This window comes from Bradyrhizobium erythrophlei (assembly GCF_900129505.1).
GTDB classification, from domain to species: Bacteria; Pseudomonadota; Alphaproteobacteria; order Rhizobiales; family Xanthobacteraceae; genus Bradyrhizobium; species Bradyrhizobium erythrophlei_D.
In genome coordinates this window covers 839348-861848 of record NZ_LT670818.1, presented here as the reverse complement: position 1 = coordinate 861848, position 22501 = coordinate 839348, and the positions used below count along the sequence as shown (strand labels likewise).

The 22501-nt window shown below is 63.8% G+C and carries 20 protein-coding genes; 12 read left to right on the top strand and 8 right to left on the bottom strand.

The annotated features are described in order from the left end of the window. The first annotated feature begins 286 nt into the window (after nucleotides 1-286). The gene (locus tag B5525_RS04050) at nucleotides 287-3433 is read left to right on the top strand and encodes an efflux RND transporter permease subunit (protein ID WP_079564811.1); all 3147 of its coding nucleotides are present in this window, start codon (nucleotides 287-289) and stop codon (nucleotides 3431-3433) included. Nucleotides 3434-3475: 42 nt separating this feature from the next. Here B5525_RS04050 and B5525_RS04045 read toward each other — a convergent pair whose 3' ends face one another. The 3 genes from B5525_RS04045 to carA form a co-directional block, all read right to left on the bottom strand. Next, nucleotides 3476-4006, bottom strand: a complete 531-nt coding sequence (locus B5525_RS04045) for a hypothetical protein (RefSeq protein WP_079564809.1) — start codon at nucleotides 4004-4006, stop codon at nucleotides 3476-3478. Between the two features lie 51 nt (nucleotides 4007-4057). Beyond that, complete coding sequence (locus tag B5525_RS04040; RefSeq protein ID WP_079564808.1) at nucleotides 4058-4564, bottom strand: PaaI family thioesterase; 507 nt, start codon at nucleotides 4562-4564, stop codon at nucleotides 4058-4060. A gap of 201 nt (nucleotides 4565-4765) precedes the next feature. Then, the gene (carA, locus tag B5525_RS04035) at nucleotides 4766-5956 is read right to left on the bottom strand and encodes a glutamine-hydrolyzing carbamoyl-phosphate synthase small subunit (protein ID WP_079564806.1); all 1191 of its coding nucleotides are present in this window, start codon (nucleotides 5954-5956) and stop codon (nucleotides 4766-4768) included. 263 nt (nucleotides 5957-6219) lie between these two features. Here carA and B5525_RS04030 point away from each other — a divergent pair, with 263 nt between their 5' ends. Genes B5525_RS04030 through B5525_RS04020 form a run of 3 tightly spaced genes read left to right on the top strand, consistent with a single transcriptional unit; the run spans nucleotide 6220 to nucleotide 9890 of the window. Continuing rightward, nucleotides 6220-6675, top strand: coding sequence for a GatB/YqeY domain-containing protein (locus B5525_RS04030; RefSeq protein ID WP_079564805.1), 456 nt, complete (start codon nucleotides 6220-6222; stop codon nucleotides 6673-6675). Nucleotides 6676-6698: 23 nt separating this feature from the next. Next, a complete protein-coding gene (locus B5525_RS04025) occupies nucleotides 6699-8222 on the top strand; it encodes an FAD-dependent oxidoreductase (protein WP_079564803.1) in 1524 nt (507 codons plus the stop codon). Between the two features lie 57 nt (nucleotides 8223-8279). Further along, nucleotides 8280-9890, top strand: a complete 1611-nt coding sequence (locus B5525_RS04020; RefSeq protein ID WP_079564802.1) for an acyl-CoA synthetase — start codon at nucleotides 8280-8282, stop codon at nucleotides 9888-9890. A 50-nt stretch (nucleotides 9891-9940) separates the two neighbouring features. On the opposite strand, the gene B5525_RS04015 is transcribed toward B5525_RS04020, so the two are convergent. Genes B5525_RS04015 through B5525_RS04000 form a run of 4 tightly spaced genes read right to left on the bottom strand, consistent with a single transcriptional unit; the run spans nucleotide 9941 to nucleotide 11684 of the window. Further along, nucleotides 9941-10453, bottom strand: coding sequence for an SRPBCC family protein (locus B5525_RS04015; RefSeq protein ID WP_079564801.1), 513 nt, complete (start codon nucleotides 10451-10453; stop codon nucleotides 9941-9943). Continuing rightward, complete coding sequence (locus B5525_RS04010; RefSeq protein WP_079564799.1) at nucleotides 10450-10917, bottom strand: SRPBCC family protein; 468 nt, start codon at nucleotides 10915-10917, stop codon at nucleotides 10450-10452. The genes B5525_RS04015 and B5525_RS04010 overlap by 4 nt, the downstream gene beginning before the upstream one ends. Beyond that, nucleotides 10910-11377 carry an SRPBCC family protein gene (locus B5525_RS04005; protein WP_079564798.1) on the bottom strand — a complete coding sequence of 156 codons (468 nt, stop codon included), beginning with the start codon at nucleotides 11375-11377 and terminating at the stop codon, nucleotides 10910-10912. Before B5525_RS04005 ends, B5525_RS04010 begins: the two co-directional genes overlap by 8 nt. Next, nucleotides 11370-11684: an ArsR/SmtB family transcription factor gene (locus B5525_RS04000; protein ID WP_079564796.1), complete on the bottom strand. Its 315-nt coding sequence runs from the start codon at nucleotides 11682-11684 to the stop codon at nucleotides 11370-11372. Before B5525_RS04000 ends, B5525_RS04005 begins: the two co-directional genes overlap by 8 nt. 124 nt (nucleotides 11685-11808) lie before the next feature. Between B5525_RS04000 and B5525_RS03995 the strand changes: the two genes are divergently transcribed. The 3 genes from B5525_RS03995 to B5525_RS03985 all read left to right on the top strand — a co-directional run bounded on the left by B5525_RS03995 (nucleotide 11809) and on the right by B5525_RS03985 (nucleotide 14674). After that, nucleotides 11809-13254 carry an LVIVD repeat-containing protein gene (locus B5525_RS03995; protein WP_079564795.1) on the top strand — a complete coding sequence of 482 codons (1446 nt, stop codon included), beginning with the start codon at nucleotides 11809-11811 and terminating at the stop codon, nucleotides 13252-13254. Between the two features lie 12 nt (nucleotides 13255-13266). After that, nucleotides 13267-13818, top strand: a complete 552-nt coding sequence (locus tag B5525_RS03990; RefSeq protein WP_079564793.1) for a hypothetical protein — start codon at nucleotides 13267-13269, stop codon at nucleotides 13816-13818. Nucleotides 13819-14056: 238 nt separating this feature from the next. Further along, nucleotides 14057-14674, top strand: a complete 618-nt coding sequence (locus tag B5525_RS03985) for a LysE family translocator (RefSeq protein ID WP_079564792.1) — start codon at nucleotides 14057-14059, stop codon at nucleotides 14672-14674. 15 nt (nucleotides 14675-14689) lie between these two features. On the opposite strand, the gene B5525_RS03980 is transcribed toward B5525_RS03985, so the two are convergent. Then, a complete protein-coding gene (locus tag B5525_RS03980) occupies nucleotides 14690-15493 on the bottom strand; it encodes an N-formylglutamate amidohydrolase (protein WP_079564791.1) in 804 nt (267 codons plus the stop codon). 107 nt (nucleotides 15494-15600) lie between these two features. Here B5525_RS03980 and B5525_RS03975 point away from each other — a divergent pair, with 107 nt between their 5' ends. From B5525_RS03975 to rpoD, 5 genes are all read left to right on the top strand, one after another. Then, entirely contained in the window at nucleotides 15601-16491 is an 891-nt protein-coding gene (locus tag B5525_RS03975) for a transglutaminase family protein (RefSeq protein WP_079564789.1), read from the top strand. 2 nt (nucleotides 16492-16493) lie between these two features. Further along, nucleotides 16494-17306 (top strand): transglutaminase-like domain-containing protein, encoded by an 813-nt coding sequence (locus B5525_RS03970; protein ID WP_079564788.1) that lies wholly within the window; start codon nucleotides 16494-16496, stop codon nucleotides 17304-17306. Nucleotides 17307-17451: 145 nt separating this feature from the next. After that, nucleotides 17452-17850: a gamma-glutamylcyclotransferase family protein gene (locus B5525_RS03965; RefSeq protein ID WP_079572915.1), complete on the top strand. Its 399-nt coding sequence runs from the start codon at nucleotides 17452-17454 to the stop codon at nucleotides 17848-17850. Nucleotides 17851-18118: 268 nt separating this feature from the next. Then, nucleotides 18119-20116 (top strand): DNA primase, encoded by a 1998-nt coding sequence (gene dnaG / locus B5525_RS03960; protein ID WP_079564786.1) that lies wholly within the window; start codon nucleotides 18119-18121, stop codon nucleotides 20114-20116. A gap of 244 nt (nucleotides 20117-20360) precedes the next feature. Beyond that, a complete protein-coding gene (rpoD, locus tag B5525_RS03955; protein ID WP_079564785.1) occupies nucleotides 20361-22496 on the top strand; it encodes an RNA polymerase sigma factor RpoD in 2136 nt (711 codons plus the stop codon). Nucleotides 22497-22501: the final 5 nt, after the last annotated feature.

The following is a 22501-nucleotide window of genomic DNA, read 5'->3' as shown; positions in this document are numbered from 1 at the left end:
TCCGGAAGCGGTGCGGTGGCTCTCAAGGGGAATCGCAGCAATCCTTGAAGCGGGCGTCGGACGGAATCCGCGATAGGACGAAGGTCGAATAGGTCCGTCACGCTTCGGTTCCCACAACCGCCCCGGGAGCGACTATGCTGCCCGTCAACAGGCGGTCCCGGATTCTCAATCCTCGAACCTCCTGACCGCAGGCGAGGGAACCGCACATTCGTGCCCGGGCTCACATTCCGGGGACGATTCCCGATGTTCGGGAGAAGATGCACCCGCCCTTCATCGGGTTGCAAACATGAACGAAAGCGTCTCCTCGCCGTTCATCAGGTATCCGATCGCGACATCGTTGCTGATGGTGGGCATCCTGTTCGTCGGCGTGGTCGCCTATCCGCTGCTTCCTGTCGCCCCCCTGCCACAGGTCGATTTTCCAACCATCCAGGTCTCGGCGTCGTTGCCGGGCGGCAGCCCCGAAACGATGGCGTCCTCGGTGGCGCAACCGCTGGAGCGCCAGCTCGCGCAAATCCCCGGTATTGCGCAAATGACCTCCACGAGCTCGCTGGGTTCCACCTCGGTAACAATCCAGTTCGATCTCAACCGAAGCATCGATGGCGCGGCCAACGATATCCAGGCGGCCATCAACGCCGCCAGCGGGCAATTGCCGAAGAACCTTCCATCGCCGCCGACCTATCGCAAGGTCAATCCAGCCGACGCGCCGGTCCTGCTGCTGTCGGCGACCTCGGATACCCTGCCGCTGATCAGGGTGAGCGATGCGGTCGACGCCCAGCTCGGCCAGCAGATCAGCCAGATCTCCGGCGTCGCGCAGGTCTTCATCGGCGGCCAGCAAAAGCCGGCGATTCGGGTCCAGGTCGACCCGGCCAAACTCGTGGTCAAAGGCCTGTCGCTCGAAGACGTCCGCAACCAGATCGCGATCACCACGGTCGACAGCCCCAAGGGCAACATCGACGGCGAAAGGCGCGCCTATACGATCTACGCCAACGACCAGCTGCTGGATGCCAAGGACTGGAACGACGTCATCATCGCCTACCGCAACGGCGGACCGTTGCGGATTCGCGACATCGGCCAGGCCATTGCCGGACCCGAGGACATGAAGCAAGCCGCCTGGGCCGACGGCAAGCGCGGCGTATTTCTCGTCATCTTCAAGCAACCCGGTGCCAACGTCATCGAGACCGTCGACCGCATCAAGGCGCAGCTGCCGCGGCTGATCGCCGCCATCCCGCCGGCGATCAACATCAAGATTATCAGCGATCGCACCCTGACCATCCGCGCCGCCGTCGAAGACGTGCAGATTACCCTGCTGATCACCATCCTGCTCGTTGTCATGGTGATTTTCGCGTTCCTGCGCAGCTTCTGGGCCACAGTGATTCCGGCGGTGACGGTGCCGCTGGCGTTGCTCGGTGCCTGCGCGCTGATGTGGGCGTTCGGCTACACTCTCGACAATTTGTCGCTGATGGCCCTGACCATCGCGGTCGGCTTCGTGGTCGACGACGCCATCGTGATGCTGGAGAACATCACGCGCTATGTCGAGGAAGGTGAAAAGCCGCTGGCCGCGGCTTTCAAGGGCGCCAAGGAAATCGGGTTCACCATCGTATCGATCAGCGTTTCGCTGGTGGCAGTGCTGATCCCGCTGCTGCTGATGGGCGGCATCATCGGACGGCTATTCCGCGAGTTCGCGGTGTCGCTGGCGATGGCGATTTTCGCTTCGCTGGTGGTATCGCTGACGTTGACGCCGATGATGGCATCGCGCTTTTTGCGCGCAAAGGACGAAGCGAAGCACGGCCGATTCTATCAGTGGAGCGAGCGCAGCTTCGAAAGCATGCTTCATGGTTATGAGCGCGGCCTCGACCTGGCGCTGCTCTGGAAGCGGACCACGCTCCTGATCTTCTTCGCCACGGTGGGATTGTCGGTCTATCTGTTCGTCATCATTCCCAAGGGCTTCTTTCCGCAGCAGGACAATGGCTTTCTTACCGGGACCTCGGAGGCGGCGCAGGACATCTCCTTTGCCGACATGAAGCGCCATCAGGAGGAACTGAGCGCCATCGTGCAGGCCGATCCCGCCGTCGACAGCATCGCGATGTTCATCGGCGGCGGCGGTACCGCGCTCAACTCCGGCCGCATGTACGTGACCTTGAAGCCGAACCAAGAGCGGCACGCCAATGCCCAGCAGATCATCACGCGGCTGCGGCCGCAGCTTGAAAAGGTCGAAGGCGCCCGGCTCTACATGCAGGCTTCCCAGGACGTTCGCCTCGGCGGCCGCGCCACGCGCACGCAGTTCGAATTCACGCTGCAGGACGCTAATCTCGACGAGTTGAACGAGTGGGCGCCGAAAATCCTGGCCGCGATGCAGAAGCTGCCAGAACTGCGCGACGTCGCCACCGACCAGCAGACCCAGGGCACCACGTTGACGCTGACGATCAACCGCGATACCGCCTCGCGTTACGGTATCCAGCCGCAATTGATCGACGACACGCTGTACGACGCGTTCGGCCAGCGCCAGGTCGCCCAGTATTTCACCCAACTCAACAGTTACCACGTGGTCCTGGAAATCCTGCCCGAACTGCAGGGCAAGCTCGACACGCTGGACAAGCTCTACATCAAGTCGCCGCTGACGGGCGGCGAGGTGCCGTTGTCGGTGTTTTGCAAATGGACGACGGTGCCGGTACGCCCGCTCGCGATCGCCCATCAGGGCCAGTTTCCAGCGATTACCATCAGTTTCAATCTCGCCGAGAATGTCGCCCTCGGCCAGGCCACCGATGCGGTCCAGAGGACGGTGTACGATCTAGGCGCACCCGCGACGCTCGCCTCGAGCTTTCAGGGCACGGCGCAAGCGTTCCAGCAATCGCTCGGCACCGTGCCGTTGTTGATCCTGGCGGCGCTCGTGGTGGTGTACCTGATACTCGGCGTTCTCTATGAGAGCTATATTCACCCGCTGACCATTCTCTCGACTTTGCCGTCCGCCGGCGTCGGCGCGCTCGCGATCCTGATGATGTTTGGATTCGATTTCAGCCTGATCGCCCTGATCGGAGTCATCCTCCTGATAGGCATCGTCAAGAAGAACGGTATCATGATGGTCGATTTCGCAATCTCGGCCGAACGCGACGAACATCTGTCGCCGCAGCAATCGATCCGGAAGGCCGCCTTGCTGCGGTTTCGTCCGATCATGATGACGACGATGGCGGCCTTGCTCGGCGGCGTGCCGCTGATGCTGGGGAGCGGCACCGGATCGGAAATCCGCCAGCCGCTCGGTTACGCGATGGTCGGGGGCCTGCTCGTGAGCCAGGCGCTGACGCTATTCACCACGCCGGTGGTCTACCTCTATCTCGACAATCTTTCCAACGCCCTGTCGCGCTGGATGCAAGCCGGGAAACCCGGCGATTCCGGGCATGACGCAGAAGAGGGCGCGCAAAAAATCGCGGCGGAATAGCTGCAACGCAGGCCGGATGCCTTGGCGAAGCCGGGCCGGCAGCTAATCCGGCCGTTTCCACAACTGGACCAGCGGCCCATCCTCTCCCATCACCGGGTCGGTCTTCGGCGGCCTCACTTCCGGAATGGTCTTCAGCGCCTTGCGATAATTTTCCGGCGTCGGCCGCGTGACGTGCATCCTGGCGCCGGGTGGGTAGGCGCCGACCACGGAAAAATCCTCGCTCGCCGACAGGCACTGATGCCCGGTGCCGGCGGGCAAAATCGCGACATCGCCGGCGGAAATCTCGAATTCCTTGCCTGCGTCGCCGCCGAAGCGGACCCGGGCGTGGCCGCGCGCGATGCCGAGCACTTCGTGCACAGTGGCGTGGTAGTGCAGATAGTCGTAGACGCCGTTGCGCCACATGTCGTCCCAGCCATTGGCGCCGAACAGGCCCTCGATGATCTTTTCAGGATGGGCGTTGGCGATGTCGATGGCGCCCTTGTAGACCAGGAACGGCATCGGGTTGTTGGGGACGATCCCGTCGTCTTCGAAGACGAAGGTGAGGGGTTTCAGGTCCGCGCTGACGACCGGCATGGGATGCTCCGCGACTGAAGATGAGCCGCTAAAACAACCGGCGTCGGCGGCTCACGTTCCCGCCGCTCCCGTCGGTATCTCGAAAACCAGGCAGGTCGTGGTGGCATGCGCCAGCAGGCGGCCTTTGCTGTCGGTGATGCGCGCTTCGGCGGTGGCGGCGCGGCGGCCGACATTGAGAATGCGGCCCTCGCTGCGCACCACCCCGGTATCCTTGGTCATGCCCCTGACAAAACTGATCTTGAATTCCAGTGTGGTGTAGCCGGTGCCCGGCGGCAGCATGCTGTGGACCGCGAGCCCCATCGCCGAATCCAGCAAGGTCGCGGCATAGCCGCCGTGCACCGAGCCGATCGGGTTGTAGTGCCGGAAGGCAGGAATGCTGTGGAACACCACCACGCCCGGCTCGGCGGTGGAGTCGAAGGGTTCGACGGTCTGCATGATCGGCGGCGACGGCAGCCGGCCGTCGAAGATGGAGCGGACGAAGTCCAGCCCCGCCATCGACGCCATCACCTCGGTCGGCGTCACGCCGTATTCGATCTTGGGCGCGGCCTGGTCGTCCATGGGGCTGGTTCCTGCGACAGGTATGATGATGGATATCATACTAAAGGATTTCCGATGAAGCCAGCAGCTTTGCCATACCTCGTCATGCCCGGACTTGATCCGGGCATCCATCATTCTTCAAAAAAGAAGGATTGCCGGGTCAAATATTACCAAGACGCGTTTCGCACTTTTGCCCGGCGATGACGCAGACGAGAGAACGTCCTACGCGCGCTTCTTGTCGCGCATCAGATCCGCGAACCGCTTGAACAGATAATGCGAGTCGCGCGGGCCGGGCGAGGCTTCCGGGTGGTACTGCACCGAGAACACCGGCCGGCCCTCGAGCTGGATGCCGCAATTGGAGCCGTCGAACAGCGAGATATGGGTCTGGGTGGCGCCCTTCGGCAGCGTCGCCTGGTCGACCGCAAAACCGTGGTTCATCGAGGTGATCTCCACCTTGCCGGTGGTCTCGTCCTTGACCGGATGATTGGCGCCGTGGTGGCCCTGGTGCATCTTTTTCGTTTTGGCGCCGACGGCGATGCCGAGCATCTGATGACCGAGGCAGATGCCGAAGGTCGGGGTGCCGGAATCGATGACCTTCTGGATCACCGGCACCGCATATTCGCCGGTCGCCGCGGGGTCGCCGGGGCCGTTCGATAAAAACACGCCGTCTGGCTTCATCGCCAGGATGTCCTCGGCCGATGTGGTCGCCGGCACCACCGTGACCTTGCAGCCTTCGCCGGCGAGCAGCCGCAGGATGTTGCGCTTGATGCCGTAGTCGATGGCGACGACGTTGAATTCAGGCTGCGTTTGCCGGCCAAAGCCTTCGCCCCACGCCCACGGCGTTTCGTCCCAGGTAAAACGCTGGCCGGAGGTCACCATCGGCACCAGGTCCATGCCTTCGAGGCCGGCCCACTCGCGCGCTTCTTCCTTGAGGCCGTGCAGGTCGAACTGGCCGTCCTTGGCGTGGGCGATCACGGCGTTGGGCATGCCCTTGGAGCGGATCAGCGCGGTCAGCGCGCGGGTGTCGATGCCGGATAGGCCGATGATGCCGCGTGCCTTCAGCCAGGAATCGAGATGGCGCGTGGCGCGGTAGCTGGAGGGATCGGTGATCGCGGAGCGCAGGATCACGCCGCGCGCGCCCGGCGTCGCCGCCATGTTCACCGTCTCGATATCCTCGTCGTTGGTGCCGACATTGCCGATATGCGGGAAGGTGAAGGTGATCAGCTGTCCGGCATAGGAGGGATCGGTGAGGATCTCCTCATAGCCGGTCATCGCGGTGTTGAAGCAGACCTCGCCGACGGCCTGGCCTTCCGCGCCGAGGCCGAAGCCTTCCAGCACGGTGCCGTCGGCAAGCACGAGGAGCGCGGTCGGTTTATGGTCCGGCCAGGCTGAGGCGTTCTCTGATTGGGTCATGAGCGCATTACATAGTCTTCGCGGGCTAGCGCGTCAAAGCCGTAAGTCGCGGATTCACATGCAAAATGCGCATATTTCCGGCGAGCCTTATGCAGCGGAGCGCCGCCGCAGGCCGGTTTGCCGGGCAAGCCGCGCCGCGACCCGTCCTGCTGCGCCAGGGAAGCAAGAATGGCGGTGGAACCGAGTTGTCTGATGGCCGCGAACGGCCTAGATCAGGGGCTTGTGACGATGCGGCCTTTTCGGGCACGCGAGAGGACACCACGATGCTGCGCGACGACATCAACAATGCGGTCAAGGACGCGATGCGGGCCAAGGACGAGCGCAAGCTGTCCACGCTGCGCATGGTCAATTCGACCATCAAGAACGCCGACATCGCCGCGCGCGGCGAAGGCAAGCCGCCGCTGACGGATGCGGATCTTCTGGGCGTCTTCCAGAAAATGATAAAACAGCGCCAGGAGTCGGTGGAGCTCTACGACAAGGGCGGCCGTGCCGAGTTGGCCGCGCAGGAGCGCGAGGAAATCGCGATCATTTCCGCGTACCTGCCGAAACAGATGTCCGAGGATGACGTCAAGGCCGCGATCTCCTCCGCGATCGCCGAGACCGGTGCTGCCGGTATGAAGGACATGGGCAAGGTGATCGGCGTGCTCAAGACGAAATACGCGGGGCAGATGGATTTTGCCAAAGCCAGCGGGCTGGTGAAGGCGGCTTTGACGGGATAATTTTCTAACCGGCGGAGGACGACATGGCGGATCAACAAGCCCCACCCGCAGGTCCCGATCTGTCCCTGGGTATCGCGCTCACTGAATTCACCGGCGCGACCCTGCTCGGCCATGTCGGCGACGAAGAAATCCTGCTGGCGCGCTCTGGTCCGGAGATCTTCGCCGTCGATGCCCATTGCAGCCATTATCACGGTCCGCTCGCCGAAGGCCTGGTAGACGGCGAGACCGTCCGCTGTCCTTGGCACCACGCCTGTTTCGATCTGCGCACCGGGGAAGCCATCCGGGCGCCGGCGTTGAATCCGATTGCTGTCTGGAAGGTCGAGCACGAAGGCGCTCGCATTTTCGTCCGGCAAAAGATCGAGCAGCCGAAGCCGCGCGTGAGGGGCGTTGTCGATGCGCCCGGCCGAATCGTGATCGTCGGCGGCGGCGCGGCGGGGTTTGCGGCGGCCGAGATGTTGCGGCGGCAGGGCTACTCCGGCGGCATCGTGATGCTGAGCAGCGAGGCGGCGGCGCCGGTGGACCGGCCGAATCTGTCGAAAGACTATCTCGCCGGCAGCGCGCCGGAAGACTGGCTGCCGCTGCGCCCCGAGGATTTTTACGCGGATACGGCCATCGACCTGCGGCTCAATGCCGAGGTCGTCTCGATCGATAGCAAGGCCAAAGCCGTGGTGCTCGCCGGCGGCGCAGCCGTCGCCTATGACCGCCTGCTGCTGGCGACCGGCGCCGAGCCGGTGCGCCTGCCGATCCCGGGCGCCGACCTGCCCCATGTCCACGTGCTGCGCTCGCTCGCCGATTGCCGCGCGATCATTGCGTCAGCGAATGGCGCGCGCCGCGCCGTCGTGATCGGCGCGAGTTTTATCGGGCTCGAAGCCGCGGCGGCATTGCGCGCGCGGGATATCGAAGTCCACGTCGTAGGCCTCGAGCAGCGGCCGATGGAACGCGTGCTCGGAACCGCGATGGGCGATTTCGTCCGCGCATTGCACGAGGAACACGGCGTCATCTTTCATCTCGGCGATACCGTCACCTTGATCGACGGCAAGCGCGCGACGTTGAAAAGCGGCGCTGTAATCGAGGCCGATGTCGTGGTTGTCGGCGTCGGCGTGCGGCCGCGGCTCGCTCTGGCCGAGAAGGCCGGGCTTGCGATCGATCACGGCGTCGCGGTGAGCGCGTATCTCGAAACCAGCGTCCCCGGCATCTATGCGGCCGGCGATATCGCGCGCTGGCCTGATTCCCATTCCGGCGAAAACATCCGCGTCGAACACTGGGTGGTGGCCGAACGCCAGGGCCAGACCGCGGCGCGCAACATGCTGGGACGGCGCGAAGTTTTCGATGCCGTGCCGTTCTTCTGGAGCCAGCATTACGACGTACCGATCAACTATGTCGGCCACGCCGAGAAGTGGGACGAAATTGCCGTTGAAGGCGACGTCGCCGCCAGGGACTGCCTGCTGCGATACAAGAGCGGCGGTCGCGTGCTTGCCGTGGCCTCGATCTATCGCGACCTCGCCAGCCTCGAGGCGGAACTGGCGATGGAGAAGGCGAAGGGCTGACCCTGTCCGCGATTGCAGGGATTTGCGCCGCAACGGCAAAAGTCTAATCTGGCGCGCATGCTCACTGAAACCGCCGACTACGCCACCCTCATCCGCGACTTCCGCTGGGAGGTGCCCGCGCGCTTCAACATCGCGACCGCCTGCTGCGACCGCCATGCCGACGGCTCCGGCCGGCTGGCGCTGATCTATGTCGACGAGGACGGCCGTACCATGCGCACCTCGTTCGACCAGTTGCGCGCGATGTCGCGCCGCTTCGCCAATGTACTGAAGGCCGATGGGCTCGTTCGCGGCGACCGCGTCGCGGCGTTTCTGTCGCAGTCGCTGGAGCTGCCGGTCGCGCATCTGGCGGCATTTCGCTCCGGCCTGGTGTCGGTGCCGCTGTTCACGCTGTTCGGCGAGGATGCGCTGGAATTTCGGCTCGCCAATTCCGGCGCCAGGGCCGTGGTGACCGACGAAGGCGGCTGGGAAAAGCTTTCAAAAATCCGCGACCGGCTGCCGGAGCTGGCGAATGTCTATGTGATCAGCGAGACCGCCCCGGCCGGCGCCAAATCGTTCTGGTCCTCCGTCAAGGCCGCTTCCGAAGACTTCGCTGATGTCGATACCTCGGCCGACGATCCCGCCATCATCATCTACACCTCGGGCACCACGGGAAATCCGAAAGGCGCGCTGCACGCCCATCGCGTGTTGCTCGGCCATCTGCCCAATGTCGAGATGGTGCATGACTTCATGCCCAAACCAGATGACGTGATGTGGACGCCGGCCGACTGGGCCTGGATCGGCGGCCTGTTCGATGCGCTGTTTCCGGCCTGGTATCATGGTGTGCCCGTGGTCGGGCACCGCGCGAAAAAATTCGAGCCGCAGGCGGCGATGCAACTGATGGCCGATCACGCGGTGCGCAACGTGTTCCTGCCGCCGACCGCGCTGAAGCTGATGCGGCAGGCGAACGTCAGGCACCCCGGCGTCAAGCTGCGCAGCATGCTGACCGGCGGCGAGTCGCTCGGTGCCGAACTGCTGGACTGGGTGCGCGCCACCTTCGGCATCGATGCCCATGAGGTATATGGCCAGACCGAATGCAATCTCGTGATCGGCTGCAACGCAAAACTGTTTCCGATCCGCCCGGGTTCGATGGGCAAGCCGACGCCGGGCTTCGACGTCCGCATCGTCAACCCGCGCGGCGAGGAATTGCCGCAAGGCGAGCGCGGCATCATCGGCGTGCGCCAGCCCAATCCCTGCACCATGATCGAGTACTGGAAAAATCCGGAAGCGACCGCGAAAAAATATGCCGGCGAGTTTCTTTTGACCGGCGATCTCGGCGTGCAGGATGCGGACGGCTATTTCTGGTATGTCAGCCGCGAGGACGACGTCATCACGACCGCCGGCTACCGCGTCGGGCCCTCGGAGATCGAGCACACGCTGCTAAAACATCCGGCGGTGGCGCTGTCGGCGGTGGTCGGCATTCCCGATCCGATCCGCACCGAATCCATCAAGGCATGGATCGTGCTGCGCCCGGGCTTTGCGCCGAGCGACGAGCTCGCGCGCGAGATCCAGGACTTTGTGAAAGTCCAGCTCGCCGCCCACGAATATCCGCGCTTCGTGCAGTTCACCGACACCCTGCCGATGACCGCGACCGGAAAGGTGCTGCGGCGCGAGCTGCGGACGCTGGGGTAGCCTTCTTATCCCTCCCCCTCGTGGGGAGGGATAAGCACCCCGCCTTGAAGCTACGGCGTCGCGATGCCCATTTGCTTCAGTGCCGCCAGCATCCTCTGCGGCGGGCCCATCTTGACGGCCAGCGGCGCTCCCGTTTCCAGCAGGCTCTTCAGGCTCGACAGGATCGCGGGCCAGCCCTGGCGGCCGCCGGAGAGGATATCGTCGCTGAGCGGCCGGTCGTGTGACTCGGTCATGGTGAGCCGGACGGCATCGCCGGCCGGTTCGATCTCGTAGCTGACGAGGGTCGGCCCGAGCTTTTCGATCAGCCCCGGCCAGTTGACGTTGAAGGTCACGGTGAGCCTGCGCGGGGGAGCGCATTCGATCACCTCGCCGGAGATATGCAGCGCGCCGTCCGGCGTGCGCACGATATACGCGCCGCCGACTTTCAGCTCGACCTCGACTGCATTGCCGAAAAAATATTTCCGGGTGAATTCGGCCGAGGTCAGCGCTTCCCACACCCGCTCCGGTGTCGACGCGATGTAGATGGTGTAGACCGTCATCGGTTTGAAATCGTCGATGTTCATGCCATGCCCTCGATGTCGAGCGCGGCGATCGGGATCGCCAGCGCCGTTCCGGTTTCCAGCAGGCTCTTGAGGCTCGACAGGATGGCCGGCCACCCCTTGGAGATGCCGTCCAGAAGCGTACTGCCTTCGGCAAAGCCTTCATGGGTCAGCGTGAGCTTCACAAGTTTGCCGTGCGGCTCGATGTTGAAGACGACCTTGGTCGGCCGCTCGTTCCGCATGTCGTCGTTGAGGACGTGGCGGAAGGTGTAGGAGAGCCGCCGCGGCGGATCGGCTTCGAGGATTTTGCCGTCGTCGGTGGTGGTGCCGTTCGTGACCAGCGCGAACGGCGAGCCCACCTTGAAGTCGGATTGCAGCTCGGTGTTGAACCAGTAGCGCTTCGAGAATTCGCTTGAGGTCAACGCCTGCCACAATTTCTCCGGCGTGGTCTCGATATAGGTGACGTAGACGAATTCGGGCTTAGGCACAGGCCGCTTCCTTTGTCACGGAGGGCGGATCGATATCGAGCGCATGTCCGGTCTCGAGCAGGCTCTTGAGGTTGGCGATCACCATCGGCCAGCCGCCGGAAATGTTGCGCAGGGTTACGCCGCCTTCGTCGAGTTCGTCATGCGTCACCGTCAGCTTGACGATCTTGCCATGTGGCTCCAGAGCGAAGGTGACGCGGGAGGTGCGTTCGCGCTGGGCGTCCGGCGAACAGCAATCCCAGGAATAGGAGAGCAGCCGCGGTGGCTCGGAAACCAGCACCTTGCCTTCGAGGCCCGGCGCACCTGGTTTGACGAACTTGTAGGACGATCCTGCCTTCCAGTCCGAGGCGACTCTGTGGCCGAACCAGTAGCGTTCGGTGAAGTCGCCGTCGGTCAGGGCCTGCCAGAGTTTTTCGGCCGAGGTCTCGATATAGGTGGTGTAGACGAATTCCGGTTTACTCATCGCGCTTCTCCAGTTGCTTCTTCAACTCGCTGAGCGCGGTCAGTTTCCCGCGCTCGAATTTCCTGATCCACCGCTCGCCGATCTGATGGATCGGCACCGGGTTGAGGTAGTGCAGCTTCTCGCGGCCGTGCCTGAGCGTGGCGACGAGGTTGGCCCCTTCGAGGATCACAAGGTGTTTGGTGACCGCCTGCCGCGTCATGGCGAGGCCGTCGCAGAGTTCGTTCAGGGTCTGGCCGTTTTTGGCGTGAAGCCTGTCCAGCAGCGACCGTCGCGAAGCATCGGCCAGCGCTTTGAAGACGTCATCCATGGCGGATATGATAGGCAACCAAAAGGTTGCATGTCAAGAGGGTGTTTTGGCGCCTTCAATTCGTCGTGCTAGCGTCGCCCGCGGGGCCAAAGAAAAGCGCTTCAACAGCCTGGGTGGAAAAAGCATGAGCGGTTACGTCAAACTCGCCACAATTCTTTGCGCAGCTTTCGCCGCGTGCGGCAGCGCCGCTTCCGCCCAGCAGCAAGTCATGGGGGCGCCACCGGAAGCCTCCAACATGAAACTGGTCGGATCCAACGACCTGCAGGCGCGCAGCGCCTATCAGCCGACCATCCATCACCAGGGTGACCGCTGGATCGCCTATATCGGCCACCACGGCGGCACCGACGCGGTCCCCGATCCGGCCAATCCGCTGACCGGCAACGCCGAGCCCAACGGCACCTCGATCGTCGACGTCACCGATCCCGCGCACCCGAAATACCTGCGTCACATTCCCGGACAGGAAGGAAAATATGAGGGCGGCGGCGGGCAGATGGTGCGCGTCTGTGACGGCAAGACGCTGCCCAAGGGCGACCCAAATGCGGTCTATATGCTCCGCACCTTCGGCGGCGAGGCGCATGAGATCTGGAACGTCGCCGATCCCTCAAATCCCGTGCTGATCACGCGGCTCGGCGACCTCAAGGACACCCACAAGAGCTGGTGGGAATGCGACACCGGCATTGCCTTTTTGGTGTCGGGCGCGCCGGACTGGCGCACCCGCCGCATGACGCAGGTCTACGACCTCAGCGATCCCGCGCATCCCGTCAAGATCCGCGACTTCGGCCTGCCGGGCCAGGAGCCGGGCTCAACCGGCGCGGTGCCGACCGAACTGCACGGGCCGATCTCGACCGGCCCCGAGGGCAACCGTGTCTATTTCGGTTACGGCACCGACAAGGGCGGCATGCTGCAGATCGTCGATCGCGACAAGCTCCTCAACGGCCCGAAGGAGCCGACGCCGGACAATCTGCGTTATCCGGAAGTTTCGCGGCTGATGATGTCGGCCTTCAACGGCGCCCATACCACCTTTCCGATGCTGAAAATGCCGATCGCCGAGTTTGCCAAGGACAAGGACGGCAAGACCCGCGACATCGTGATGATCGTCGATGAGGCGATCCTCAACGAATGCGGCGAACCGCGGCAGATGGTGTGGTTCGCCGACGTCACGGTCGAGAGCCGTCCGATGATGATCTCGAGCTACACGGTGCCGGAGGCCAGCGGCTCGTTCTGCGAGCGGGGCGGGCGGTTCGGCTCGCATTCCTCCAACGAGAGCATGGCGCCCGTCTACTACAAGAAGATGGCGTTCATCGCCTTCTTCAATGCGGGCGTTCGCGCGCTCGACATTCGCGACCCCTATCATCCCAAAGAAGTCGGCCATTTTATCCCCTCGATCACGGCTTCGACCGACAAGCGCTGCGTTCCCACCGAGGGCCAGGAGCGCTGCAGGGTTGCGATCCAGACCAACAATGTCGAAACCGACGATCGCGGCTATATCTACATTGTCGATCGCGCCAATACCGGCCTGCATATCCTGGAATTGACCGGCGACGCGCGCAAAGCGGCCGGGTTGCTTTAAAGGACTCGCGCCATGCGCCGCCTGATTGCCATCCTGATTGCCGCGCTGGCGTTCGGCGCGCTGTCGGGCTTTGCGGCGTATCAGAAGCTGCGCCCGCAAGCCGTCGGCAACGCTGACTGGCGGGAGATCGCGTGGCCGTTCCCGCGCGACGCCTGGCCCGCGGGACGTGCGTTCCGCTGCCAGTCGGCCGCGTGCGGCGAGGGCGTCGAACTCTATGTGCGGCCGAAGATCGGCTTCTGCAATTGCGACAGCGGCGTCGCCGACGACGATGAGGTCGACCGCGTCGCCGATCTCGACATGATCAGCCCGAACTTCGTGCCGCGCGCGCCGGGCGGGGCGGTTCGCGTCGCCGGCATGTCCGGCCGCGCGCGGGCCTACGATCTCGACATGCCGGACGGCTCGCACCACGCCGCCATCGGCATCGCGCTGTCGCACCGCTGCGATCTCCTGGTCGCGGTGGCGCAAGGCAAGGATAGCGCGAGCAGCGTCGAGCGCGCCGCGCTGGCGTTTCTGGCGTCAAGCGGCGTGATGCGCTGGACGATGGCCGCGATGGGTGGTGGTTAGTTACGAAAAGCGGCGGGTGCTCTTCACCTCGCTCCGCGTGCGGGGGGAGGTCGGCCGGCGAAGCGCAGCGAAGCCGGGCGGGTGAGGGGGGCTCTCCGCGAGTCGCGCTTGCCGAGGGAGCCCCTCATCCCGACCTTCTCCCCGCAGGCGGGGAGAAGGAGAAGAGCGGGACGCGGCTTTCGCCGGGGCGCTCGTTATGCATAATGCAGCGATCATCTCTCCTCCGCGCGAGTCCCCCATGTCCCTCAACGTCTATCTCGCCTTCCTCGCCGCCTGCATCGCGCTGGCGCTGCTGCCGGGTCCGGTGGTGACGCTGGTGATCGCCAACGGGCTGCGGCACGGCACCCGCGCGGCGCTGACCAATATCCTCGGCGTTCAGGCGGGGCTCGCGATCGTGATCGGCATCGTCGCGGTCGGGCTGACCTCGCTGATGGCGACGATGGGCTACTGGTTCGACTGGGTGCGCTTCGCAGGTGCGGCCTATCTGGTCTGGCTCGGCATCAAGCTGATCCGCTCCCCCGTCCTTGGCGTCAACGCCGACGAACCGCCGCCCCCGCCGCGCGGCGGATTTTTCCTGCAGGGATTTCTGGTGCTGCTGAGTAATCCGAAGGTACTTGTGTTCTTCGGTGCGTTTATTCCGCAGTTCATGGACATGAGCCGGGATCACGTCTCGCAAGTCGCGCTGCTCGGCGCCACTTTCATGGTGACCGGCGCGATCACCGATTCGATCTACGCACTCTTGGCCGGCCGCGCGCGGCACTTCTTCTCGGCGCGTCGCACCCGGCTGTTGTCGCGGGTCTCCGGCGGCTTCATGATCGGCGGCGGCATCTGGCTGGCGCTGACGCGTGCACGATAAGATCGCGCAAGCGCGTTAGCCGGGCAGCAGTCCCTGCACACGCAGCGTTACTTCGATCATGCCAAAAACCCGCGCCAGCCGGTCGGCCCATTGCTGCTGCCCGGCAGCACCCGCGATCAAATCCTGGCGGATCTCGATGCCGCTGTTCATCAGGCTGCGCTTCTCGCCGTGCACGGGAATGGTGTAGTCGGTGTCGTCGCTGACCGCGTAGGGCTCGTTGTCGCCGACCACCAGATCGCCCTCGGCGCCCAGATATTTTAACAATAGCGGCGGCAGCCTGGTGTCGCGGTGATACAGCGTGCCGATGTGCCAGGGGCGCGCGACGCCGGCATAGACCGGGGTAAAGCTGTGCAGCGCCACCAGTATGGTCGGAATGTTGTCGCGCAGCCGGCGGCCGATCACCTCGTCGATGCGGTGATGATAGGGCTCGAAGATCGCCGCCCGTCGCGCCTCGGCCGCGCCAGCGGTCAGCCTTTCATTGCCGGGGATCGCGGTCGCCTCGCTGATGCGCGGGATCGAGCTCGGCGCTTGCGGCGGGCGATTGCAGTCGATCACCAGTCGCGAGTAGCGCTGCGCGATCAAATGCGCGTCGAGATGCCTCGACAGCGCGTTGGCGACGCCGGCGATGCCGACATCCCAGGCGATATGCCGCTCGAATTCGCTGGCCGGCAGCCCGAGATCGCCGAGCGCACGTGGGATGATCCGCCCGTAATGGTCGCTCGTCAGCAGGAATGGCGAGCGCCCTGCCGTATTCTCCTCGAGCACTGGCGGAACATCGTGGCCATCCAGGAGTAATGATGTGTCGCTCGAGCCTGCCAAATCCGCTTTTCCTTGCGCTTTTGCCTAGTGAAGCAGCATACCGATTTAGAAATAAGCAGGGATCAGTATAGATTAGATCGCCCAAAATCATAATTATTGTGTCGACGATGCCGCTGCTGACGATTCATCACAAGACCGAATATCGCTACGCCTATCCGGTGGCGTTCGGCGAACACCGCATCATGCTGCGCCCGCGCGACGGCCATGATCTGCGCGTGCTGTCGAACCGTCTCGAGATCACGCCGCAGCCGATGTCGCTGCGCTGGATCCACGACGTGTTCGGCAACAGCGTCGCGATCGCGACCTTCGACGAGCGCGCCGACATCCTGTCGTTTGTCAATACCGCGACCGTCGAGCACAATCCGGCCGAGGAGTACGCCCTGACCGCGGACGAGGCGGCCTATTTCTATCCGTTCGTCTACGACGACGAGGAGTTTCCCGACCTCCAACAATTCATCACGCCGCAATATGGCGACCCGCAAGGCGAACTGTCGGCGTGGGCGCGCAATTTCCTCGACGAGGAAGGCCCGACGCCCACCTTCAAGATCCTCAGCGAAATGACCCACGGCATCCGCGAGGCGTTTACGTATCGCAAGCGCCACGAACAAGGCACCCAGCATCCACTCGACACGCTGCAACTGAAGTCCGGTACCTGCCGCGACTACGCGCTGTTCATGATCGAGGCGCTGCGCCGGCTCGGCATCGCCGCGCGCTTCGTCTCCGGCTACATCGCGATCCCCGGCGATCGCGCCCACGGCTATATCGGCGGCGGCAACACCCATGCATGGGTGCAGGTGTACCTGCCGAGCGCCGGCTGGATCGAGTTCGATCCCACCAACGGCATCGTCGGCACCCGCGACCTCGTGCGCGTCGCGGTGGCGCGCGATCCGCGCCAGGCGATCCCGCTGCACGGCACGTACCTCGGTTCGGCCGACGCCTTTGTCGGCATGGAGGTCGCCATCAACGTCTTTTCCGCGGGCGAGGAGGCGACGGTCTGATCATGGAAATCAAGGTGGGGTTCGACATCACCTACGCCGCCGTGCAGCCGACGCCGATGGTGATCATGCTCTCGATCCATCCCTCGCGCCGTTCCGACATCATCGGCGCCGAGACCATCACGGCCGAGCCCAACGTGCCGATCGGATTCTACCGCGACAGCTTTGGCAATATCTGCGGTCGCCTGGTGGCCCCGGCCGGCGGCGTGACCTTGCGCGGCCACGCGCTGGTGCGCGATTCCGGATTGCCCGACGCGGTCAATCCGGACGCGGAGCAGGTGCCGATCGATCAGTTGCCGGACGATCTCCTGCTGTATCTGATGGCGAGCCGCTATTGCGAAACCGACAAGCTCACCGACATCGCCTGGTCGCTGTTCGGCGCCACCAAACCGGGATGGGCACGGGTCGCCGCGATCTGCGACTTCGTGCACAACCATGTCGCCTTCGGCTATCAGCACGCCCATTTCATGAAATCGGCGCACGACGTCTACGAACAGGGCACCGGTGTCTGCCGCGATTTCGCTCACCTCGCGCTGACCTTCTGCCGCTGCATGAATATCCCGGCGCGCTACTGCACCGGCTACATGGGCGATATCGGCATTCCGCCCGAACCCGAGCCGATGGATTTCTCCGGCTGGTTCGAGGCCTATCTGTCCGGTCAGTGGTACACCTTCGATGCCCGGCACAATCATCCGCGGATCGGCCGCATCCTGATGGGCACCGGCCGCGACGCCGCCGACGTGGCGCTGACCACGAGTTTCGGGCGGATGGAGCTGAAGAAGTTCGTCGTGATCAGCGATGAGGTGGTGGCGGTTTAGTTTCTCGCCGTTCTCTCAGCGTCATTGCCTGCGACAAACGCGAAGCGTTTGCGCAAGGGAGCGTAAGCGACGAAGCAATCCATAGCCGAACAAAGAAAGAATGGATTGCTTCGCTTCGCTCGCAATGACGGTTATAGAAAATCCCATGACCTCCGACCTCCTTTTCGTCTACGGCACGCTGATGCGCGGCTTCGATCATCCGATGGCGCAGCTATTGTCGCGTAGCGCCGATTTTCTCGGGCTCGCCCGCTGCCGCGGCCGGCTTTATCTGCTGAAGCACTATCCCGGCCTGGTGCTGTCGGACGACGCGAATGATGTCGTGTTCGGCGAACTGTTCCGGCTGCGCCAGCCGGCCGAACTCCTGCACGAGTTCGACATGTACGAGGCCTGCGGCGAAGGCTTTGCCGAGCCGACCGAATATCTGAGGCAGATGCTCGCCGTGACCGGGGACGACGGCGCGCTCAGCGAGGCCTGGACCTATGTCTATAACTGGCCGGTCGACGGCCTGCCCCGCATCGCCTCGGGACGGTTTTGGGAGAAGTAGGCTTCTCGCGCCAGCTTCCATTTACCTCGCCCCGCTTGCGGGGAGAGGTCGAATTGCGAAGCAATTCGGGTGAGGGGGAGTCGCAGCGAGCGGAGTATGCGGAGGCAGCCCCTCACCCGTATTTCTCGCTACGCTCGAAATCCGGCCTCTCCCCGCAAGCGGGGCGAGGCGAAGAATGCCCCTGTGAATAGCGGGTGAAAGCGATCAATCTTCGCTTTTCGCCCGCGCCAGCCTATATCCATGCTCGGTTGGCAAGGCACCGAATCGCATGCGCTTTACGCCCCAATTCCTCGAGGAACTGCGCGACCGGCTTCCGGTATCGGAAGTCGTGGGCCGGCGCGTCAAATTGAAGAAGTCTGGGCGGGAGTGGAAAGGCCTGTCGCCGTTCCAGCAGGAGAAGACGCCCTCATTCTTTGTCAACGACCAGAAGCAGGCCTGGTTCGATTTCTCTTCCGGCAAGAATGGCAACATTTTCGACTTCGTGGTTCAGACCGAGGGCGTGTCATTTCCTGAAGCGGTCGAACGCCTCGCCGCCATGGCGGGCGTGCCGCTGCCGGCGGTGACGCCCGATGCGGCGCGCCACGAGCAGCGCCGCAAGACGCTTTACGACGTCATGGAACTCGCCGCGAAATTCTTCGCCGACACTTTGGCCTCGCGCCACGGCGCCAAGGCGCGCGGCTATCTCGGCGACCGCGCGATCTCGCCTGCCGTGCAGGTGCAGTTCCGCCTCGGCTACGCGCCCGGCGAACGCTTTGCGCTGAAGGAGCATCTCGGCAGCCTTGGCATTCCGGTCGAGGACATGGTGGAAGCGGGCCTGCTGGTTTCCGGCGACGACATTCCGGTGCCCTACGATCGTTTTCGTGATCGCGTGATGTTTCCGATCACCGATTTCCGTGGCCGCGTGATCGCCTTCGGCGGCCGCGCGCTGGAAAAGGATGTCGCGGCGAAATATCTGAACTCGCCGGAAACGCCGCTGTTTCACAAGGGCGACAATCTCTACAACCTCGCCACCGCGCGGCAGGCCGCCCATGATGGCGCAACGCTGGTGGTGGTCGAAGGCTATGTCGACGTCATCGCCATGGTCGGCGCGGGTTTTGCGGCCAGCGTCGCTCCGCTCGGCACCGCGCTGACCGAAAACCAGCTCGCGCTGTTGTGGAAGATGGCCGACGAGCCGGTGCTGTGTTTCGACGGCGACAGAGCCGGGCAGAAGGCCGCCTACCGCGCCGCCGATCTGGCGCTGCCGCAGCTCAAGCCGGGAAAAAGTCTTCGGTTTGCGCTTTTGCCCGAAGGCCAGGATCCCGACGATCTCGCCCGCGCCGGCGGCCGCGTCGCGATCGAGGAAGTCATCGGCGCGGCGCGCGGGCTTGCCGACATGATCTGGTCGCGCGAGATCGAAGGCGGCAGTTTCACCACGCCCGAGCGGCGCGCGGCACTGGAGGCGCGGATCGGCGAACTCACCAACGGCATCCGCGACGAGGTGATACGGCGCTATTATCGGGAGGATCTCGCCCAGCGGCTGCAGCGGACCTTCGCGCCGGACACCGCGCGCGGCGGCTACGGCCGCGGCAATTTTCGCGGGGGCGGGGGCGGCGAATCACCCCGCCGCTTCACCCCGCGCGCGCCCGGCGGGCCGGGCCGATTCGGCCGCCCGCAGCCAGGCAGCCCGCCGGGCCTGGCCCGGGGGCCCTACCAGGCGGCGAGCGCCCAGCTCGCGTTGAGCCCGATCATGCGCGGCCAGCGCAGCGCGCTGTCCCGTCGCGAGGCGCTGATCCTGCAGACCCTGATCAATCACCCCTGGCTGCTGCACGACCATCTGGAGGAGGTGGCGGCGCTGGAATTGGCCCACCCCGAGGCCCACAAGCTGCGCGCCGGCATCATCGCCGCCTTCGCCAATGACCACCACCATTCACCGGAGCCCGAGGAGCAGGCCGAGAAAATGCGGGCCGATCTCGAGAGGAGCGGATTTTCGCAGTTTCTTCAAAGGGTTGAGGGCGCGATCACGACCGGGGCGGTGTGGGGCGCCAAGGCCCATGCGGCGCGGGAGGACGTTCTGGCCACCTGGCACCAGCTCGTCTCCTTGCATCACCAATGGCACTCATTACTTAGGGAATTGAAGGACGCGGAAGCAGCTTTGGGCGAGGTGTCCAGCGAGGCCAACATGGCGTGGCTGCGCGACGTCAAGGCACGGCTTGAGGAAGTCGACGGCACCGAGGCCCTGATCGAGGGATTCGGGGAGTCCTCCGGCCGGTTCCAGAAGACCGTCTGACTTGAAAATCATGCGGACGGCGGTCGCCGGAACCGCGAAAAGACTCGCCAAATCCAAGGTTTGGCGGCAAAAACAGGGTTAAGCGAAGCTTAAGAGCCTTACGGCTATAGGACTAAATATCCGCGAGAGAGAGTTAAGGGTGGCGAGACGTTTGCGCCGCCCTTTCCGGCGTCACAACTGAGTTCAGGGTTTCATGTGGATGCTTCGATGCATCCTCGGATGAAGCGCGTTTCGGGAGCAATGAATGGCCAGCAAGGCAAAGACGCTGCAGGTGAAGGACAAGGAAAAAGACGACAAGGCAGCGGACGCTCCTGAGAAGGATTCAGCCGAAGCTCCTTCGCCGTTGCTCGACCTGTCCGATGCCGCCGTCAAGAAGATGATCAAGCAGGCCAAGAAGCGTGGCTTCGTGACCTTCGATCAGCTCAATGAAGTGCTGCCGTCCGACACCACCTCGCCGGAGCAGATCGAGGACATCATGTCGATGCTCTCAGACATGGGCATCAATGTCTCCGAGGCCGAGGACGCCGACTCCGAGGAAGAGACCAAGGAAGACGCCGAGGACGAAACCGACAACGAGCTGGTCGAGGTCACCCAGAAGGCCGTTACCGAAGTCAAGAAATCCGAGCCCGGCGAGCGCACCGACGATCCCGTCCGCATGTATCTGCGCGAGATGGGTACCGTCGAATTGCTGTCGCGCGAGGGCGAAATTGCGATCGCCAAGCGCATCGAGGCCGGCCGCGAGGCGATGATCGCAGGGCTGTGCGAAAGCCCGCTGACCTTCCAGGCCATCATCATCTGGCGCGACGAGCTCAACGAGGGAAAGATCTTCCTTCGCGACATCATCGATCTCGAGGCCACCTATGCCGGCCCCGACGCCAAGAACAACATGAACCCGCTGCTATCAGCCCCCGTCGGCGCCGACGGCCAGCCATCGGCGGAAGTCAATGGCGAGGGTGCCGCGATGCCCGCCGCTGTCGCGCCTCCGGCCGCACCGCCCGCGCCGACACCGTTCCGCGCGGCGCCCGCCGCTGCCCCCGGCGCGGATGGCGAGGGTGAAAGCACGTCGGAAACCGCCGCCGACGGCGACATGGACGACGACGAGTTCGAAAACCAGATGTCGCTCGCGGCCATCGAGGCCGAGCTGAAGCCGAAGGTGGTGGAGACCTTCGACAAGATCGCCGACAACTACAAGAAGCTGCGCCGCCTGCAGGAGCAGGACATCTCCAACCAGCTGCAGAACGAGACGCTGTCGCCGGCGCAGGAGCGCAAATACAAGAAGCTGAAGGACGAAATCATCGTCGAGGTGAAGTCGCTGCGGCTCAACCAGGCCCGTATCGATTCACTGGTCGAGCAGCTCTACGACATCAACAAGAAGCTCGTCTCGTTCGAGGGCCGCCTGCTGCGTCTCGGCGACAGCCACGGCGTCGCGCGCGAGGATTTCCTGCGCAATTACCAAGGCTCCGAGCTCGATCCGCGCTGGCTGAACCGCGTCTCGAAACTCTCCGCAAAAGGCTGGAAGAATTTCGTCCATCACGAGAAGGACCGCATCAAGGAGCTGCGCCACGAGATCCAGTCGCTGGCGGCCTTGACCGGGCTCGAGATCGGCGAATTCCGCAAGATCGTGCACGGCGTGCAGAAGGGCGAGCGCGAGGCGCGCCAGGCCAAGAAGGAAATGGTCGAGGCCAACCTTCGGCTCGTGATCTCGATCGCCAAGAAATACACCAACCGCGGCCTGCAGTTCCTCGATCTGATCCAGGAAGGCAATATTGGTCTCATGAAGGCGGTCGACAAGTTCGAGTACCGCCGCGGCTACAAGTTCTCGACCTATGCGACGTGGTGGATCCGGCAGGCGATCACCCGCTCGATCGCCGACCAGGCGCGCACCATCCGCATTCCCGTGCACATGATCGAGACCATCAACAAGATCGTGCGCACCTCGCGCCAGATGCTCAACGAGATCGGCCGCGAACCGACGCCGGAAGAGCTCGCCGAGAAGCTCGGCATGCCGCTGGAGAAGGTTCGGAAAGTTCTGAAAATCGCCAAGGAGCCGCTCTCGCTCGAGACTCCGGTGGGCGACGAGGAAGACTCCCATCTCGGCGATTTCATCGAGGACAAGAACGCGATCCTGCCCATCGACGCCGCGATCCAGTCCAATTTGCGCGAGACCACGACGCGGGTTCTGGCTTCACTCACGCCGCGCGAGGAACGCGTCTTGCGCATGCGCTTCGGCATCGGCATGAACACCGACCACACCCTGGAAGAAGTCGGCCAGCAGTTCAGCGTGACGCGCGAACGTATCCGGCAGATCGAGGCGAAGGCGCTAAGGAAGCTGAAGCATCCGAGCCGAAGCCGCAAACTGCGGTCGTTCCTGGACAATTAGCGGCT